Annotated in this window: 15 protein-coding genes; 12 read left to right on the top strand and 3 right to left on the bottom strand. The window is 72.1% G+C overall.

Annotation, left to right across the window (positions count from 1 at the left end; translation table 11 throughout):
* Positions 1-46 precede the first annotated feature (46 nt).
* The 8 genes from KK087_RS15960 (at position 47) to KK087_RS15925 (ending at position 8,988) form a co-directional block, all read left to right on the top strand.
* Positions 47-1,201, top strand: a complete 1,155-nt coding sequence (locus KK087_RS15960; RefSeq protein WP_214566608.1) for an extracellular solute-binding protein — start codon at positions 47-49, stop codon at positions 1,199-1,201.
* On the top strand, positions 1,198-2,292 hold the full coding sequence (locus KK087_RS17990; protein WP_214566601.1) for an ABC transporter permease: 1,095 nt from the start codon (positions 1,198-1,200) through the stop codon (positions 2,290-2,292). The genes KK087_RS15960 and KK087_RS17990 overlap by 4 nt, the downstream gene beginning before the upstream one ends.
* Complete coding sequence (locus KK087_RS15950) at positions 2,289-3,101, top strand: ABC transporter permease (protein WP_214566599.1); 813 nt, start codon at positions 2,289-2,291, stop codon at positions 3,099-3,101. Before KK087_RS17990 ends, KK087_RS15950 begins: the two co-directional genes overlap by 4 nt.
* 69 nt (positions 3,102-3,170) lie before the next feature.
* Positions 3,171-4,247: an ABC transporter ATP-binding protein gene (locus KK087_RS15945; protein ID WP_214566597.1), complete on the top strand. Its 1,077-nt coding sequence runs from the start codon at positions 3,171-3,173 to the stop codon at positions 4,245-4,247.
* Positions 4,248-4,354: 107 nt separating this feature from the next.
* Positions 4,355-5,875: an inositol monophosphatase family protein gene (locus KK087_RS15940; RefSeq protein WP_214531722.1), complete on the top strand. Its 1,521-nt coding sequence runs from the start codon at positions 4,355-4,357 to the stop codon at positions 5,873-5,875.
* A gap of 404 nt (positions 5,876-6,279) precedes the next feature.
* The gene (locus KK087_RS15935; protein WP_214545554.1) at positions 6,280-7,083 is read left to right on the top strand and encodes a hypothetical protein; all 804 of its coding nucleotides are present in this window, start codon (positions 6,280-6,282) and stop codon (positions 7,081-7,083) included.
* 58 nt (positions 7,084-7,141) lie between these two features.
* Positions 7,142-8,143, top strand: a complete 1,002-nt coding sequence (locus KK087_RS15930) for an efflux ABC transporter ATPase subunit, DrrA-related (protein WP_214531657.1) — start codon at positions 7,142-7,144, stop codon at positions 8,141-8,143.
* Positions 8,140-8,988, top strand: coding sequence for an ABC transporter permease (locus KK087_RS15925; RefSeq protein ID WP_214531658.1), 849 nt, complete (start codon positions 8,140-8,142; stop codon positions 8,986-8,988). The genes KK087_RS15930 and KK087_RS15925 overlap by 4 nt, the downstream gene beginning before the upstream one ends.
* A 127-nt stretch (positions 8,989-9,115) precedes the next feature.
* Here the strand turns inward: KK087_RS15925 and KK087_RS15920 are convergent, their stop codons facing one another.
* On the bottom strand, positions 9,116-9,778 hold the full coding sequence (locus KK087_RS15920; RefSeq protein WP_214566595.1) for a LuxR C-terminal-related transcriptional regulator: 663 nt from the start codon (positions 9,776-9,778) through the stop codon (positions 9,116-9,118).
* Positions 9,775-11,004: an ATP-binding protein gene (locus KK087_RS15915; protein WP_214566593.1), complete on the bottom strand. Its 1,230-nt coding sequence runs from the start codon at positions 11,002-11,004 to the stop codon at positions 9,775-9,777. Before KK087_RS15915 ends, KK087_RS15920 begins: the two co-directional genes overlap by 4 nt.
* A 115-nt stretch (positions 11,005-11,119) precedes the next feature.
* Here KK087_RS15915 and KK087_RS15910 point away from each other — a divergent pair, with 115 nt between their 5' ends.
* The 4 genes from KK087_RS15910 (at position 11,120) to KK087_RS15895 (ending at position 15,870) form a co-directional block, all read left to right on the top strand.
* A complete protein-coding gene (locus tag KK087_RS15910) occupies positions 11,120-12,520 on the top strand; it encodes a PspC domain-containing protein (protein WP_214566591.1) in 1,401 nt (466 codons plus the stop codon).
* 11 nt (positions 12,521-12,531) lie between these two features.
* Positions 12,532-12,810 (top strand): hypothetical protein, encoded by a 279-nt coding sequence (locus tag KK087_RS15905; RefSeq protein ID WP_111031136.1) that lies wholly within the window; start codon positions 12,532-12,534, stop codon positions 12,808-12,810.
* 154 nt (positions 12,811-12,964) lie between these two features.
* Positions 12,965-14,866, top strand: a complete 1,902-nt coding sequence (locus KK087_RS15900) for an APC family permease (protein WP_250893493.1) — start codon at positions 12,965-12,967, stop codon at positions 14,864-14,866.
* Positions 14,863-15,870 carry an EamA family transporter gene (locus tag KK087_RS15895; protein ID WP_214566589.1) on the top strand — a complete coding sequence of 336 codons (1,008 nt, stop codon included), beginning with the start codon at positions 14,863-14,865 and terminating at the stop codon, positions 15,868-15,870. Before KK087_RS15900 ends, KK087_RS15895 begins: the two co-directional genes overlap by 4 nt.
* A 27-nt stretch (positions 15,871-15,897) precedes the next feature.
* On the opposite strand, the gene KK087_RS15890 is transcribed toward KK087_RS15895, so the two are convergent.
* Positions 15,898-17,580, bottom strand: coding sequence for a long-chain-fatty-acid--CoA ligase (locus KK087_RS15890; protein ID WP_214566587.1), 1,683 nt, complete (start codon positions 17,578-17,580; stop codon positions 15,898-15,900).
* Positions 17,581-17,655: the final 75 nt, after the last annotated feature.

Below are 17,655 nucleotides of genomic sequence, written 5' to 3'. Positions count from 1 at the left end.
ATCCCCGCCCCACCCCACGCACCACCACGGAACAGGGAGAACCCACGTGAAGACCCGAGTCCTCGCCGGCCTCGCCATCGCGGCAGCCGCGACCGTCGCACTGTCCGGCTGCGTCCAGAGCGCCAACGCCTCGAACGCTGCCGACGGCAACGGCACCACCGACCTCACCGTGTTCATCAGCGGCGACACCAACGTCCAGGACCTCTGGGACAAGTCGCTCATCCCCGCCTTCGAGAAGGCGAACCCGAAGATCCACGTCAGCACGAGCATCGACCTGCACGGCGAGCACGACGCCCAGACGCAGGCGAACCTCGCCACCGCGGTCAAGGCCGGCAAATCCGTCGCGTACGACCTCGTCGACGCCGGCTTCGTCACCACCGCCGGCAAGGCCGGGTTGATGGCACCGGTCAGCGACAGCACGATCCCGAACCTGAAGGACGTCCCCGACGCCACGAAGCAGCAGGGTGGCGACAGCGCCATCCCGTACCGCGCCTCGAGCGTGCTGCTGGCGTACGACGCGAAGAAGGTCACGGACCCGCCGAAGACCCTCGACGACCTGCTCGCCTGGATCAAGGCCAATCCGGGCGAGTTCGCCTACAACTCCCCGTCCTCCGGCGGTTCGGGCGGCTCGTTCGTGGCCACGGTGCTCGCGAAGTACCTGACGCCCGCCGAGCAGGAGACGATGCAGACGAAGTACGACAAGTCGCTCGAGTCGAAGTGGGACAAGGGCTTCGCCGCGCTCAAGGACCTCGGCCCGTCGACGTACCAGAAGGGCGTCTACCCGAACGGCAACGACCAGGTCGTGCAGCTGCTCGGCAGCGGTCAGATCGCGATGGCTCCGGTCTGGAGCGACCAGTTCATCACCTCGCAGAAGACCGGCATCATCCCGAAGACCGTCAAGGCCGTGCAGATCGACGACCCGTCCTTCACCGGCAGCGCGAGCTTCCTCGGCATCCCGAAGACCGAGCCGAAGGCCAAGAAGGCGGCAGCCGAGAAGCTCGCCGACTTCGTGCTCAGCTCGAAGGGGCAGCAGCTCGTCGCGAGCGCCGTCTCCGGCTACCCGGTGATCCCGCTCGACAGCCTGCCGAAGTCCGTCGCCGAGCAGTTCGCGGACGCGAACCCCTCGCAGCTCCGCCTCGGGTTCCAGAGCGACTTCGCCGCCGACATGAACGCGGCGTGGGACGCGAAGGTCCCGCAGTGACCCAGACCGTCCAGGACGGCCCGGCAACCGGCCGGGAGGCCCGTGGCGACTCCGAGCTCGCAGGCTCGCTCGGCGCGTCCCGCGCGTCGCTGGCGCGCCGCCGCTCAGCGGGACGCGCGGGCCTCCCGCCCGTCCCGCCCCACGCCCAGGGCCCGGCGCAGCCCGGCAGCGGGCGCACGGCGCAGGAGCGACTGGCCCGCCGCCGGCGGTGGCAGGGCCTCGCCCTCGTCGCTGCCCCGGTGCTCGTGGTCGTGCTGTTCGTCGGCGTCCCGGTGGTGAACGCCGCCCTGTTCAGCCTCGGCTTCACCGGCGGCCTGAACCAGGCGCTCGCGGACATCGGCGGCGACACCGTGCGCGGCTTCTCGTTCGCGGTCTACGCCACCCTGCTCGGCAACGCCACGTTCCTGCGCGACCTGGTCGCGACGCTCGGGGTGACGGCACTGTCGACCGGCCTGACGGTGGGGCTCGCCGTCGTCGTCGCGGTGATCCTGCGGCTCCGCGGGGGCTTCCTCGGCAAGACCCTCAGCGTCCTCGCCGTGGTGCCGATCTTCGTGCCGGTGGTCATCGCGAGCTGGTCGATCCTGACCTTCACGGATGCGCAGGGCTTCCTCCGGAGCCTCGGCGCACAGTTCGGGCTCGACGTCCCGGTGTGGGGGTACACCCTCGTCGCCGTGGTGTTCGGCAGCGTCTGGACCAGCCTGCCGTTCGCGGTGCTCATGATCGCCGGGGCGCTGCAGGGCACCCCGGACGCCCTGGTCGAGGCTGCGAAGGACGCCGGTGCGAGCACCTGGCGCGTCGTCTGGCAGGTGCTCCTGCCGATGGCGGCCACCCCGCTCGTCATCGCGACGACGTTCACGGTGATCGGGGTCCTCGGTTCGTTCACCGTGCCGTACTTCACCGGTCCGAACGCCCCGACGATGCTCGGCGTCGACATCTCGAAGTACTTCCAGGCCTACAACCGTCCGCAGCAGTCGACCGCGATGGCGTTCATCGTGTTCGCGTTCGCCGCGGCCGCGAGCATCTTCTACCTCCGCTCGACGGTCCGCTCGAACGCGGGCGAGCTCGACAAGAAGCGTCAGGAGCAGCAGTGATCAAGCGTCTGACCGGCACCGCCCTCGTCTGGGCGACCGCGATCGTGCTGGCCGTCTTCATCCTCGGGCCGCTCGTCTGGCTGGCTGCGCGGGCCTTCGCCACGACGTGGACGTACCCGAACCTGCTGCCCGACGGCTGGACCCTGCAGTGGTGGGGCACGGTGTTCGAGGACCGCAGCCTGGCCGTCGCGGTGCAGAACTCGCTCGTCCTCGCCCCGCTCACGGTCCTCATCGCCGCGGCGGTCTGCCTGCCCGCCGCGTGGGCGATCAGCCGCATCGAGTTCCCGGGGCGACGGCTCGTCCTGGTCGGGCTGTTCGCCACGAACGCCTTCCCGAAGATGGGCCTCTTCGTCACGATGTCGGCGATGTTCACCGCGCTGAACCTCATGAACACCGTGACCGGCATCCTGATCGTCCACGTCCTGGGCTGCGTCGTGTTCATGACGTGGTTGCCCGCCGCGGCGTTCTCGGCCGTGCCGCGGTCCCTCGAGGAAGCCGCCCGCGACGCCGGGGCGAGCCGGTGGCGCACCTTCTGGAAGGTGACGTTCCCGATCGCCTGGCCCGGGATCCTCGTCGCGATGGTGATGTCGTTCCTGGCGTCCTTCGACGAGGCGCAGGGCACGTACCTGGTCGGCGCCCCGACGTACATGACGATGCCGACGGCGATGTACTCGCTCGTCCTGAACTCCCCACGCCAGGTGTCGGCGGTGTTCGCGATCGCGCTGAGCATCCCGTCCGTGGTCCTGCTGCTGCTCGCCCGGAAGCACATCATGGGCGGCCGACTGGCGGACGGCTTCCAGATCCGATGACGCAGCCCCGATGACGCAGCCCCACATGACGCAGATCCCGATGACCACACCAGCACGAAAGGCGACCACATGACGGACGCAGCGCTCGTCACGGAACGCACGCAGGGCCTCCAGGCCGACGGCAGCACGACGGACCGGGCCCGCACCGGCGGACTCACCATCCGCGGACTGCGCAAGACGCTCGGCGGACGCGACGTCGTCGCCGGCATCGACCTCGACGTCGCGAAGGGCGAGCTCGTCTCGCTCCTCGGGCCGTCCGGCTGCGGCAAGACCACGACGCTCCGCATGGTGGCGGGGTTCCTGCCCGCCGACGGCGGCGTGGTCACCATGGGGGACCGCGACGTCACGTCGCTCGGCCCGGAGCGCCGACCGAGCGCGATGGTGTTCCAGAACTACGCCCTGTGGCCGCACATGACGGTGACGCAGAACGTCGCGTTCCCGCTGCGGACCCGACGGGTGCCGAAGCAGCGGATCGCCGAGCGTGTGCGGGACGCGCTCGAGCTCGTCGGGCTGAGCCACCACGCCGGTTCGAAGCCGACCGCGATCTCCGGTGGCGAGCAGCAGCGCGTCGCCCTGGCCCGTGCCATCGTCCAGGAGCCGGACGTCCTGCTCCTCGACGAGCCGCTGTCGAACCTCGACGCGAAGCTCCGCGTGAGCGTCCGCGACGAGATCCGGCGCATCCAGCAGCGTCTCGGCATCACGACCGTGATCGTGACGCACGACCAGGACGAAGCGCTCAGCATCTCCGACCGGATCGCCGTCATGCACGACGGGCGCATCGAGCAGATCGCCACCCCGACCGACCTCTACGCCCGCCCTGGAACGAGCTTCGTGGCGTCCTTCATCGGGTCGACGAGCGTCGTCACCGGTCGGTTCCTCGCCGGCACGTCCGTCAGCCCGACCGCCGCCGACACCGTGCTGATCCGCCCCGAGCAGGTCGTGCTCACCGACGACTCGTCGATCCGGGCGACGGTCGCGCGGGTGCTCATGCGCGGCCACTTCGCCGAGGTCGTCCTCGCCACGGACGGCGCGGAACTCCGCGCCTACGTCACCGGGCCGCCGCCGGCGGTCGGCACCGAGACCGGGGTGCGCCTGGGTGAAGTGCTCGTGCACCGCGACGGCGTGCTGCTCGAGGTCGCCCGATGAGCGCCGGGGTCCCGACGTCGGTTGCGGCCGTGTCGGCTTCGGTTGCGTCTGCGTCTGCGTCTGCGGTCGACCAGGTGGTCGCCACCAGCCCGGACGGGAGGCCCGGCGTGCGTCCGCCACGCCTCGTCGCCCACCGTGGTGCGCCGCGCGTCCGGCGCGAGAACACCCTGCCCGCCATCGCGGTCGCCGAAGCGCTCGGCGCCGAGGTGATCGAGGTCGACGTCCGTCGCACCGCCGACGACGTCGCCGTCCTGCTGCACGACGAGACCCTCGGCCGGATGTGGGGCGACGCCCGCCGGGTGTCCGACGTCGCCTGGTGCGACGTCGCCCGGCTCGGCAACGGCCTCGACCGGATCCCGCGGCTCGACGGTGCGCTCGAACGGCTCGACGGCTGCCGGTCGACACTGCTGATCGACCTGACCGACGCCGAGGACGCCCTGGTCGCCGCCCGGACCGTCGCGGGGTTCAGCGGCTCCACCGAGGTGGCCTGGTGCGGAGCCCCCACGGCGATGGCCGCCGTCCGGTCCGTGCTGCCCGACGCCGACGTCTGGCTCGCGTGGGAGTCCCTCGACCCACCGGTCCCCGCAGACCTCGAGGCGCTGGCACCGTCGACGCTCAACCTCGACGTCGCCTTCCTCACCCCGCGCACCGTCGAGGTGGCGCACGCCCTGGGCCTGCGCGTCGCGGTCTGGACCATCGACGACGTCGAGCCCGCGATCTGGGCAGCCCGGCTCGGTGTCGACTCGATCACCACGAACGACGTCGGCTCCATCGGCGCCGCGCTGTCCGCCGCGGAGCGGGACGGCTGGCCGGAGCGCGACCGCGAGCCCACCGAGACCGAGGTCGCCTCGCGCGCCCAGGCCCTGGCCCACCGCATCGCCCACGAGGTCATCGCCTACACCCGGGAGCACCCCGTCAGCGAGGTGCACACGAAGGCCAACCCCGCCGACCTCGTCACCGACGTCGACCGCCTGGTGGAGCAGCACGTGCGCTCCCGCGTGCGGATGGTGTTCCCGACGCACGGCTTCACCGGCGAGGAGTACGGCGAGGCCCCGGGCGACCGGCACCGCTGGTTCCTCGACCCCGTCGACGGCACCACGAACCTGGCCAACGGGGTCCCGTGGACCTCGATGTCGCTCTGCCTGACCCGTGGCGGACGCCCGCTCGTCGGCGTCGTGGCTGACCCGTGGCGCGGCGAGGTCCTCGAGGCCCGGCGCGGCCGCGGTGCCACCCTGCGCGACCGGCAACTCCGGCTCGACGACGCACCCCGGCCGCTCGCCGGAGCCGTCGTCGGAACCGAGCTCGACGGACACCGGCCGTGGCCGGGCTTCGGGGCGTTCCTCGACGCACTGGCCGACCGGTCCTGCACGCTCCGGGTGCAGGGATCGGGGACGCTGACGATCGCGCAGGTCGCGGCCGGGCGGGGGATCGGCGGCTGCGTCTCGGCGTTCAACCCGGTCGACCACGGGGCCGCGGTGCTGCTCGTGCACGAGGCCGGGGGTGTCGTGCTGACGCGGTCCGGCCCCGTCGACGGCTTCCCGCCCGTGGGGGAGCCGTTCCTCGTGGCGCACCCGGGGGCCGCGGACGAGCTGCACGCGGTGTGGACGGCGGCGCTCGCCGCGGGGTGAGCACGGTGCGGGGTCTGCGATTCGGTGCGGGGTTGGCTGCCGGGTGCGGCGCTGCAAGCGCGCACGGGGCCGCCAAGCCGCCACGGGTTGCGCAAGTGCGCACGGTGCGGACTGGAGGCGCGGGGCGGGGTCGTACCGTGCCTCCCGTCCGGTGGGTGGTGAGCACGGTGCGGGATCGGCGATCCGGTGCGGGGTTGGCTGCTGGGTGCGGCGCTGCAAGCGCGCACGGGGCCGCCAAGCGGGCACGGGTCGTGCAGGTGCGCACGGCGCGCTTGCCGCCGCCGCTCGCTCCGCTCCCGGCCGACTCTGAGCGGGCGCTCAGTCATCCGACGCCGGGGCTTCGTAGTGTTGCAGTCCACGACCGGTCCGACCGGACCGACCGTGCACCCGAAGGAGCATCGACCATGGGATTCCTCGACCGCCTGCTCGGACGTCCGGAGCGCGACCGATCCGCCGACGCACAGCAGAACCAGTGGGGGCAGCCGCCGCAGCAGCCGGGCTACCGGTACGGCCAGCAGTCCTACCAGCAGCCGGCGCCGTCCGCACCGCAGGGCGGGGGCGACCAGTACGGCGTCCCGCAGTGGGGCGGCGCACCCACGCAGCAGCAGGGGGCGACGACCGACGACGAGCGTGCCGTCGAGCGCTACCGGTACCTGCTCCGCACCGCACCGCCCGAGCGCATCGAAGAGGTGCACGCCGAGGCCTTCGCGAAGCTGACCGACGAGCAGCGCCGGATGGTCTACGACGAGTTCACCCGGACGGCCCCTCCCGGTGAGGCACCCCGAGGCGACGACCCGCGGTCGCTCGCGCAGTCGGCGACCCGCTCCGAGATCCGCCAGCCGGGCTTCATGGAGCGATCGCTCGGTGGCGTCGGCGGTGGGGCCGGCGGACGCTTCGGCGGCCAGCGCGGCGGGCCGTCGTTCGGCAGCATGATCGGAGCCTCGATCCTCGGGACGGTGGCCGGGTACGTCATCGGTTCGGCGATCATGAGCGCCTTCCTGCCCGACCCCGGATCGTTCGATGGCGGTACCGACGCTGCGGGTGACGGTGGTTCGGAGGACACTGGTGCTGATTCCGGCGACGCCGGTGCGTCGGACGCTGGCGCATCCGACGGCGGCGGCTTCGAGAGTGCGGGCTGGGGCGACAGCGGATCCGACTTCGGTGGCGGTGGCTTCAGCGACTTCGGTGGTGGTGACTTCGACGTCTGAGTGACGTCCGTCGCTCCACCGACCCACTGATATTCTCCGTGGTCGACGAAGGAGCGACATGGCCATCATCGAAGCCTCCGGGCTGACCAAGACCTACCGGTCGAAGTCCGGGCCGGTGCATGCACTGGCCGGACTCGACCTGTCGGTGCCGCAGGGCACCGTGACGGCACTGCTCGGGCCGAACGGTGCGGGCAAGACCACGGTGGTGAAGGTGCTCACCACCCTGATCACGCCCGACTCGGGCACCGCGACGATCGACGGCATCGACGTGATCGCCGACCCGCAGGCCACCCGGCGGTCGATCGGGGTCTCCGGCCAGTACGCGGCGGTCGACGAGAACCTGACCGGGTTCGAGAACCTCGAGATGATCGGGCGGCTGTACCACCTGGGGCGCCGGACCTCGCGCGAACGTGCTCGCGAGCTCATCGACGTGTTCGACCTCTCCGAGGCGGGGGACCGTCCGGTGAAGGGGTTCTCCGGCGGCATGCGGCGGCGCATCGACCTCGCCGGCGCGCTCGTGATGAACCCGCGCGTGCTGTTCCTCGACGAACCGACGACAGGCCTCGACCCCCGCAGCCGGCTGGCGCTCTGGGGCATCATCGAGGACCTCGTGGCCGAGGGCGCGACGGTGCTGCTCACCACCCAGTACCTGGAAGAAGCCGACCGGCTCGCCGACGACATCGCGGTCATCGACGGCGGGGCGGTCATCGCCGAGGGCACAGCCGACCAGCTCAAGGCGCAGGTCGGCGGGCACCGGGTGGTCGTGACCCTGGTCGACGAGGCCGACGGTGACGCGGCGACCACGGTGCTCGGCCGGTACGGGGTCGGCGAGGTCGAGACCTCGGGCGACGGCCGCACCCGCGCCATCGCGGTGGAGGCCGGTCCGGCAGCCCTGCAGCGCGTGCTCGCCGACCTGGGCGAGGCCGGCATCGGACTCCACGACGCCGGCATGCGCCGTCCGACGCTCGACGACGTCTTCCTGCGCCTGACCGGGCACGCCGCGACGGACGACGACGCCGACGGACCCGCGGCCACCAAGCAGAAGGAGGCGGCACGATGACCGCCACGTCCCTCGCCCCGGGCCGCCAGCTGCCCGTCGTCGTCACCTCGCCGCTCGCCGTCTGGCTCGAGGACGGCTGGACCGTCACCAAGCGGAACCTCATCAAGCTCAAGCGGTCCCCGGACATGCTCGTGTTCGCCGTGCTGCAGCCGATCATGTTCGTGCTGCTGTTCAGCCAGGTCTACGGCGGCGCCATCCAGGTGCAGGGGACCGACTACACGCAGTTCCTGATGGCGGGGATCTTCGCGCAGACCGTGGTGTTCGGTGCGACGTTCTCCGGGTCGGCGATGGCGCAGGACCTGAAGGAAGGGCTGATCGACCGGTTCCGCACGCTGCCGATGTCGGCGTCCGCGGTGCTCGTCGGGCGCACCAACTCCGACCTCGTGCTCAACTCGATCTCGATGGCGATCATGATGCTCACCGGGCTGGCGGTCGGGTGGCGGGTGAACTCGTCGCCGCTCGAGTTCCTGGCCGGCATCGCCCTGCTGCTGCTCTTCAGCTACGCGTTCAGCTGGGTGATGGCGCTGCTCGGCATGAGCGTCAAGACGCCGGAGGTCATCAACAACGCCTCGTTCATGATCCTGTTCCCGCTGACGTTCATCTCGAACGCGTTCGTGCCGAGCGACACCCTGCCGCTGGTGCTGCGTGTGTTCGCGGAGTGGAACCCGGTGTCGTCGCTCGTGCAGGCCGCGCGGGAGCTGTTCGGGAACGTCGGGTCCGCCCCGGTGCCGGACATCTGGACGATGCAGCACCCCGTGCTGACGGTGCTGATCGGCATCGCCGTGATGCTCGTGGTGTTCGTGCCGTGGGCGGTGAACAAGTACACCCGCATCAGCGCGAAGTGAGGCCATGGGCGGTCAACAAGGCTGCGCAATCCACCCCCAGGATCAGCGCGAAGTTAGGCCATGGGCGGTCAACAAGGCTGCGCAATCCACCCCCAGGATCAGCGCGAAGTGAGGCCGGCGTGGGCGCTCAGAGCAGCTTGCGCTGCAGCGCCCACGCGGTCAACTCGTGCCGGTTCGACAGCTGGAGCTTCCGCAGGACCTTCGACACGTGCGTCTCGACCGTCTTCACCGAGATGAACAGCTCCGTCGCGACCTCCTTGTAGGCGTACCCGCGCGCGATGAGCCGCATGACCTCCTGCTCGCGGTCGGACAGGCGGTCCAGCTCGGCGTCGTGCTGGGCCGTCTCGCCACTGACCGCCCCGAAGGCGTCGAGGACGAAGCCGGCGAGCCGCGGCGAGAACACCGCGTCCCCGTCCGCCACGCGGGTCACGGCCTCGGCGACCTCGGCACTCGACGAACTCTTCGTGATGTACCCGCGGGCGCCGGCGCGGATGACCCGCACCACGTCGTCGGCGGCGTCCGACACGCTCAGCGCCAGGAACCGGGTGTCCGGGTTCTCCGGTGCCGACCGCGTGATCACCTCGGCACCGCCGCCGCCGGCACCGCCCGGCAGGTGCACGTCGAGCAGGACGACGCGCGGTCGCGTGGCCGCGACGACCCTCACGGCCTCGTCGACGGTCGCCGCCTCACCCACGACCTGGAGGCCCGGTGGCAGCCCGGCGCGCACGCCGGCCCGGAAGATGGAGTGGTCGTCGACGATCGCGACCGTCAACGGGGCGGGCTCGGTCATGCGTGCTCCTCGTCGTGGCTCGCGGAGGCGAGCGGCAGGGTCAGTCGGACCTCGGTGCCGGTGCGGCCCGGTCCGGGCGCGATGGTCGCGTGGCCGCCGAGTCGCTGCATGCGGCCGACGATCGACTCACGGACGCCGTACCGGCCGACCGGCACCGTGTCGACGTCGAACCCCGGGCCGCGGTCGCGGATGCTGATCTCGGCCCGGTCGCGAGCGGTCTCGGCGTAGACGCTGACGGTCCCACCGGCGTGCCGTGCGGCGTTCAGCATCGCCTCGCGGGCGGCGGAGACGAGCCCGTCCGGCAGGTCGCTGCGGGCGGGTCCGACCGCGATGACCTCGATGCGGGCGGGGTACTCGGCCTCGATGTCCACGGCCGCGTCCCGCAGCTGCGTGCCGAGGTCGCGCGCCGGTTCCGCCTGCTCGGTGAAGAGCCAGGACCGCAGCTCGCGCTCCTGCGCCCGTGCCAGCCGCGCCGCGTCCGAACCCGGCTCGGCCTTCTGCTGGATGAGGGCCAGGGTCTGCAACACCGAGTCGTGCAGGTGCGCCGCGAACTCGGCCCGCTCGAGGTCGCGGACGCGGGCGGCGCGTTCCTCGGCGAGGTCGCGGACGAGCCGGACCACCCACGGGGCGACGACGACGGCCACACCGACCAGGACGGCCACCGCGGCGGTCAGCACGGTCCAGACGTTCGGCCGGGTGCTCGTCGTGAAGAAGAGCAGGATGCCGAGGACGACCAGCACCAGGGCACCGAGTGCCCGGACGACGAGGGTGGAGGACGCGGCCGAGCGGACGTTTCGGAGCGCGTCGAACTGCCGCCAGGCGAGCGCGGCCCCGGTGACGACCACGACGCCGGGCACGATGACCTCGAGGGGGACCGCCACGCCCATCCGCGCGGCGACGACGGCCCCGGCCGCGGCGAGCAGGGCGACCCCGAGCAGGATCTCGACGACCGGGGTCCGACGGGCGGACACGGGGTCCTCGTCGACGTCGGCTGCCGGGGTCAGCACGGACCCGCGCGCCGCGCTTCCGGCGGCTGGCCCTGCGGCCGCGCTCGGCACGGTCGCCCAGAGCCAGGCGTAGAGCAGCAGCCCGGCGCCGCCGCAGATCACGAGGACCGCCGTGGCGAGCCGGACGGCCCCGACCGGCAGACCGGTGTGGGCCGCGAACCCGCTGCAGACACCACCGACGACCCTGGGGATCGGGCGCGTCATCGTCGCGGTGGCCATGGGCCAATCCTGGCACCCGGACGGCCGCAGCAGCAGGGTCGCGGGGCCGGGATCAGGGTCCGGTCAGGGGGAACCCCGATGGTGTCGGCGCGCCGCTGCCGGGATGCTGGTGGCCATGACCGATCACCAGCACGACTCCGCTCCCGGCACCGCTGCCGGCAGCGCCGACTCGACGACCCGGTTCTTCGACTGGGTCCGCGGCCTCGGCATCACCCGCACCGACGACCGCTGGCTCGCCGGTGTGTGCGGTGCCGTGGTCCGCCGCACCGGCCTCGACCCGCTCGTGGTCCGTGGGGTGACGATCGTCGTCGCGCTGCTGGGCGGCCCGGTCTTCCTCGCCTACGCCGTCGGCTGGGCGTTGCTCCCCGACACCGCCGGACGCATCCACGTCGAGCGGATGATCCGCGGGGTCCTGGACCCGGCGCTCATCGCGATCGGCGCCTTCGTGGCGCTCACCTTCGTGCCCGCCGCCCGCGGCCTCTGGTGGCAGGGGGTCCCGGACGCCTGGGGGATGCCCGGCTGGCTCGAGGCGACCCTGGCCACCGCGTGGAGCATCATGCTCGTCGGCGGGATCGTCTGGCTCATCGTGGTCCTGGCCCGACGCGGGGTGGACGGTGAGCGGACCGCGAGCACCGGCACCGGCACCGGCACCGGACCGACCGCTGCACCGCGGGGCGACTTCTGGACCAGCCCCGAGGAGCCGCACCCGGCCCGGAACGCGTGGACCGCGGAGGCGACCGGCGCGACGGACGCGGGACGGGCCTCCTGGCAGTGGGGTGCACCCGCGAGCCCCGAGGACCGGCGACGGCAGCAGGAGGAGCGGATGCGCGCCGAACGGGAGCGGGCGGCCGAACGGCGGGCCGAGCGGGTGGAGCGGCGACCCGGGGCGGCGTACGTCGCCGTGTCCCTCGGACTCGCGCTCGTCGCCGGAGCCGGGGTCGCGTTCTGGGCGCAGCAGGCCGGGTGGTCCGTCCCGGTCCTCGGGATCGCCGCGGCGCTCGCGGTGCTGGCGATCGCCACGATCGTCGCCGGGATCCGCGGTTGCGATGACGACGTGCTCGGACTGTTCTCGACGGTCGCAGCGGTGGCCCTGGTGGTCACCGGGGTCCTGCCCGCCGGCACCCAGGTCTCGCTGATCGGCGGCACCACGTGGCAGGTGGAACGGGCCGCCCCGGGGACCGAACGGAACTTCGCGATGCTGGCCGGCGGTCCGACGCTGGACCTCCGCGAGCTCGAACCGTCGGCGGTCGGGGGCGACGTGAACCTCTGGCTGGGCGCCGGCGGGGCCGACGTGCTGCTGCCGACCGACGTGCCGGTGCGGGTCGAGGTGAGCGGCGTCGGCTACGGCGTCGACACCGGCGGAGGCGACGACGACGGCGCCGGTGGAGTGCTCCGGACCACCACGCTCGAGAACCGTGCGGCACGCACGGCCGATGCGGACGAGACGACGACGGTGCACCTGTGGATCCTCGGCGGCGGCGTCGACGTGCCGCGGGCGATCACGGTCGGCGAGTGAGGAACGGGACGATGACGAACGACGGAACGACCAACGACGAGACGACTGCGCCGATGGCTCCACCGGCGGCTCCCGACGAGCCCGTCCGGCGGCCCGCGCGCCGTGGCGCGCGCTTCGGCACGATCCTGTGGGGTGTCCTGATGCTCGTGTTCGCCGGGGCGATGGCCGTGAGTGCGCTGCCGATGTTCTCAGTGGACACCACGACCCTGCTGCTCGCCGCCTGCATCGCCGCCGGCGTGCTGCTGGTCGTGGCCGGGATCGTGGCGACACTGTCCCGCACACGGCGGTAGGGGGAGCACCCCGTCCACAGGACCGTCCGGGTGTGCACGTGGGCCACCCGGACGGCTTAGCATCATCCACGTGACCGCGACAGAAGCCGAGCGGGCCGCCCAGCGCGACGCCACCGAGCAGCCCCTCGACCGCAGCACCCGCCTGCGTCGGTGGATGCTGCACGGGGCCGACCAGGGCGCCTCCCACCAGGGTCCGCACCAGGTCGAGGTCGAGAAGACCCACCCGTGGTGGCGGGTCATGTGCCTGACCGGCGTCGACTACTTCTCCACCCTCGGGTACCAGCCGGCCATCGCCGCGCTCGCCGCGGGCCTGCTGTCGCCGATCGCGACGATCGTGCTCGTCCTCGTCACGCTGTTCGGGGCGCTGCCGGTGTACCGGCGGATCGCCCACGACAGCTTCCGGGGCGCCGGGTCGATCATGATGCTCGAGAAGCTCCTGCCGTGGTGGGCCGGCAAGCTCCTCGTGCTCGTGCTGCTCGGGTTCGCCGTGACGGACTTCATGATCACGATGACGCTGTCGGCCGCCGATGCCACAGCCCACATCGCCGAGAACCCGTACACCCCGCACTGGTTCACCGAGATCCCGGTGCCGCTCACCCTGGCGCTGCTGCTCCTGCTCGGCATCGTGTTCCTGCGTGGGTTCAAGGAAGCCATCGGCATCGCGGTGGGGCTCGTCGCCGTCTTCCTCGCGCTGAACGCCGTCGTCATCGTCGTGTCCCTCTGGCACGTGTTCGAGAACCCGATGGTGGCGAGCGACTGGTGGTCCGGGCTCACCGCCCAGCACGGCAACCCCCTCGTGATGGTCGGCATCGCCCTGATCGTGTTCCCGAAGCTCGCGCTCGGCCTCTCCGGCTTCGAGACCGGCGTCGCGGTGATGCCGCAGGTCCGCGGGGACGCCACCGACGACACGAGCGACCGACCCGAGGGCCGGATCCGTGGCACCAAGCGACTCCTGACCGTCGCGGCGCTCATCATGAGCTCGTTCCTCATCACCTCGTCGATCGTGACGACGTTCCTCATCCCGCAAGCCGAGTTCCAGCCGGGCGGCGGGGCGAACGGCCGTGCGCTGGCCTACCTGGCGCACGAGTACCTGGGGGGCGTGTTCGGGTCGGTCTACGACTTCTCGACCGTCGCCATCCTGTGGTTCGCCGGTGCGAGCGCGATGGCGGGGCTCCTCAACCTGGTGCCGCGGTTCCTGCCCCGCTACGGCATGGCGCCGCAGTGGGCACGGGCGGTGCGTCCCCTCGTGATCATCTTCACGCTCATCGCGTTCGTCATCACGATCATCTTCCAGGCCGACGTCGACGCCCAGGGTGGCGCGTACGCCACCGGCGTGCTGGTGCTGATCACCAGCGCAGCGGTCGCGGTGACGCTGTCCGCGCGCCGCAAGCAGCAGCGCAAGCGCACCATCGCGTTCGGCGTGATCTCGGTCGTGTTCGTCTACACCACGGTCGCCAACGTCATCGAGCGGCCCGACGGCGTGCGGATCGCGGCGATCTTCATCATCGCGATCGTCGTCGTGTCGCTCATCTCGCGCGTGCGCCGCTCGTTCGAGCTCCGTGCATCGTCGATCGAGCTCGACGCGACCGCCCGGCAGTTCGTCGAGGCCGACGCCGACCAGTTCAGCTCCGTCTGCATCATCGCGAACGAACCCGGTGCCGGCACGGCCGAGGCGTACCGGTCGAAGGGGCGCGAGGAACGTCGCGACTCCGGCATCCCGGCGCGCGTGCCGACCATGTTCCTCGAGGTCCTGCCCGCCGACTCCTCCGACTTCGAGGAGGACCTGCTGGTCGAGGGTCACGTCATCCACGGGTTCCGCGTGCTGAAGGTCCGGTCCGGCAACGTCCCGAACACCATCGCGTCGACGCTCCTCGCCATCCGCGACATCGCCGGGGTCGTGCCGAGCATCTACTTCGAGTGGAACGAGGGCAGTCCGATCCGGAACGCCCTGCGCTTCGTGTTCACGGGGGCCGGCGACGTCGCCCCCGTGACCCGCGAGGTCCTGCGTGAAGCCGAGCCCGAGGTCAACCGGCGGCCGAGCGTCCACGTCTCGTGAGCCGCGGACCGGGCGCGGGGCGTGCCTCCAGGCCGATCGGCGGTCTGGCGGCGATCGCCGTCGCCGCCGCGGTGTGGGGAACCACCGGGACCGCGACGCACTTCGCGCCCGGCGTGCCCGCGTTCGTGTTCGGTGCGGTGACCTTCGGGCTCGGCGGGCTGGTGCTCGCCGCGACCGCGGGGCAGGGGACCCTGCGTGCCGTCGCACAGCGCCGCACCCGCGGCTGGGCGCTGCTCGGTGCCGCGTCACTCGTGGTCTACGCGGTCGCGTTCTACGCGGCCCTCGCCGATGCGGGGGTCGCGCTCGGCACGACGCTGGCCATCGGGTCGTCACCCGTCTTCGCCGGCCTCGTCGAGTGGGTCGCTGACCGGAGGCGCGTCTCCCGCCGCTGGGTCGTCGCCACCCTGGTGAGCGTGGTCGGCATGGTCGTCGTCACCCTTGCGCGCTCGGAGCACGACGACGGCGGGCGGTCGCTCGCGGTCGGCGTCGGCAGTGCCCTGGTCGCCGGTCTGACGTACGCGCTGTACTCGTGGGCGGTGGTGCGGGGGATGCACGCCGCGACGAGCCGGATGCCGATCGCCGTCGGTCGCGCGGAGTCCGACACCATGCCGGTCGGCGGGGACGTCGGGGTCGCGGCCGCGCGGGCTGCCCGCGGGCCGAACGAACGCGGGCTCGTCGGCGCGGTGTTCGGGGTGGCCGCGGTGCCGCTCGTCGTGCTCGCCGTGGTGGCGGGCGGGCCGTTCCTGACCGACGCCGGCAACTGGCCGGTGTTCCTGTACCTGGCGCTGGTGCCGACGGTGATCGGGCACTCGCTGTACGCGCTCGGCCTCCGGACGGTGACCGCGTCGGTCGCGACGCTGCTGTCGCTGCTCGAGCCCGTCGTGGCCGCGGTGCTCGCGGTGCTCGTGGTGGGGGAGCGCCTGGGCGTCGGCGGATGGGCCGGCATCGTGCTGGTGGTCGCCGGGCTGTCCGTGCTGGCGCTGCCTGCGCGGCGCGCCCGCTGATCAGCGGCGGCGCCCGGCGCCCGCGCGTCAGCCGTCCAGGATCTGGTCCCGCACCTTCCGCCGCAGCACCTTGCCGATCATCGAGCGCGGCAGGTCCTCGACCACGACCACGCGACGCGGCACCTTGTACGCCGCCAGGTGCTCGCGCGACCAGGCCCGCAGTGCCGCGGGGTCGAACGAAGACGGGTCCTTCGGCACGACCGCGGCGACGACCTGCTCGTTGCCGCCCTGCGTGATGCCGACGACCGCGACCTCCTTGACGCTGGGGTGCTTGAGCAGCGTGTCCTCGACCTCGGACGGCGAGACGTTGAAGCCGCCGGTGATGATGAGTTCCTTGAGGCGGTCGACGATCCGGACGTACCCGTCGGCGTCGATGGCCACGATGTCACCGGTGCGGAACCAGCCGTCGGGCGTGAAGACCTCGTCGGTGGCCTCGGCCTTGCCCCAGTAGCCGCGGAACACCTGCGGGCCACGGACCTGCAGCTCGCCGGGCTCGTCGATGCCGAGCACCTTCGTGTCGTCGTCGGGGTCGACCACGCGCGCCTCGGTGGAGGACAGCGGCAGGCCGATCGACCCGAGTCGACGCTCGGGGGAGACCGGGTTGGCCATCAGGACCGGGGAGCACTCGGACAGGCCGTAGCCCTCGACCAGGTAGCCGTCGGTCCGGGCCTCCCACGGTTCGACGATGTCCTGCGACAGCGGCATGGCGCCGGAGATGCCGATCTCGATGCCCTTGAGCGACACCTTCGCCGAGTCGGCCGCGTGCTGCAGCCGGGCGTAGATCGGCGGCACCGCCGGCAGGAACGTCGGCGGGTGGCGCTTGATCGCCGTCAGGACGAGGGCGGGGTCGAACGCGGGGAAGAGCACGAGCCGCGAGGCCATGCTCATCGCGAAGGTCAGGCAGAGCGTCAGGCCGTAGGCGTGGAACATCGGCAGCACCGCGTACACGACGTTGTCGCCGCGGCGGATCTGCGGCACCCACGCCCTGGCCTGCGCGGCGTTCGCCAGCAGGTTCCGGTGGCTCAGCACCGCGCCCTTCGGCGTCCCGGTGGTGCCGGACGTGTACTGGATCAGTGCGACGTCGTCGGTGTCCGGCCGCGGGTGCCGCTTCGACAGCTTGCGGGTGTCGGCGAGGTCGTCCCACTTGACCGTGCCGCGGACCTTCGCCGTCAGCTTCGCGCGGGACTCGCGGGCCTTCGCGACCGGCAGCGACAGGGCGAGCCGGGTGCTCCGGGGCATGGCCCGGGTGATGTCGACCGAGACGATCGCGTCGAGGTGCACGTCGGCCGGGAAGTCCTGCAGCGTCGCGACGGACTTGTCCCACGCGATGGCGACCTTGGCGCCGTGGTCCTCGAACTGGTGGCGGAGTTCCCGCGGCGTGTACAGCGGGTTGTGCTCGACCACGATCGCGCCGAGCCGCAGCACCGCGTAGAACGCCACGATGTGCTGCGGGCAGTTCGGCAGGACGATGGCGACGCGGTCACCCGCGCCCACGCCGAGCTTCCGCAGGCCGTTCGCCGCGCGGAGGATCTGCTCCTCGAGGTCGGCGTAGCTCGTGGTGCGCTTGAAGAACTCGAGGGCGACCTGCCTGGGGAACTTCCGGGCCGACTGCTCGACCAGGTCGTACAGGGAACCACTCTGTTCCTCGATGTCGTGCGGGACCCCCGGTGCGTACGAGGCAAGCCAGGGACGAGGCGTGTCGATGCTCACCCGACCCAACCTAGTGGGCCACCCCCGTGCACGCTGGGAGGGCCACTTTGCGCGATGCCACCCCCGCGCCCAGGT

Origin of the sequence: Curtobacterium aurantiacum (assembly GCF_018598555.1) — a bacterium.
Lineage (GTDB): Bacteria > Actinomycetota > Actinomycetes > Actinomycetales > Microbacteriaceae > Curtobacterium > Curtobacterium aurantiacum.
Note: the sequence above shows the minus strand (reverse complement) of the source record. Positions and strands in the feature narration are given on the sequence as shown.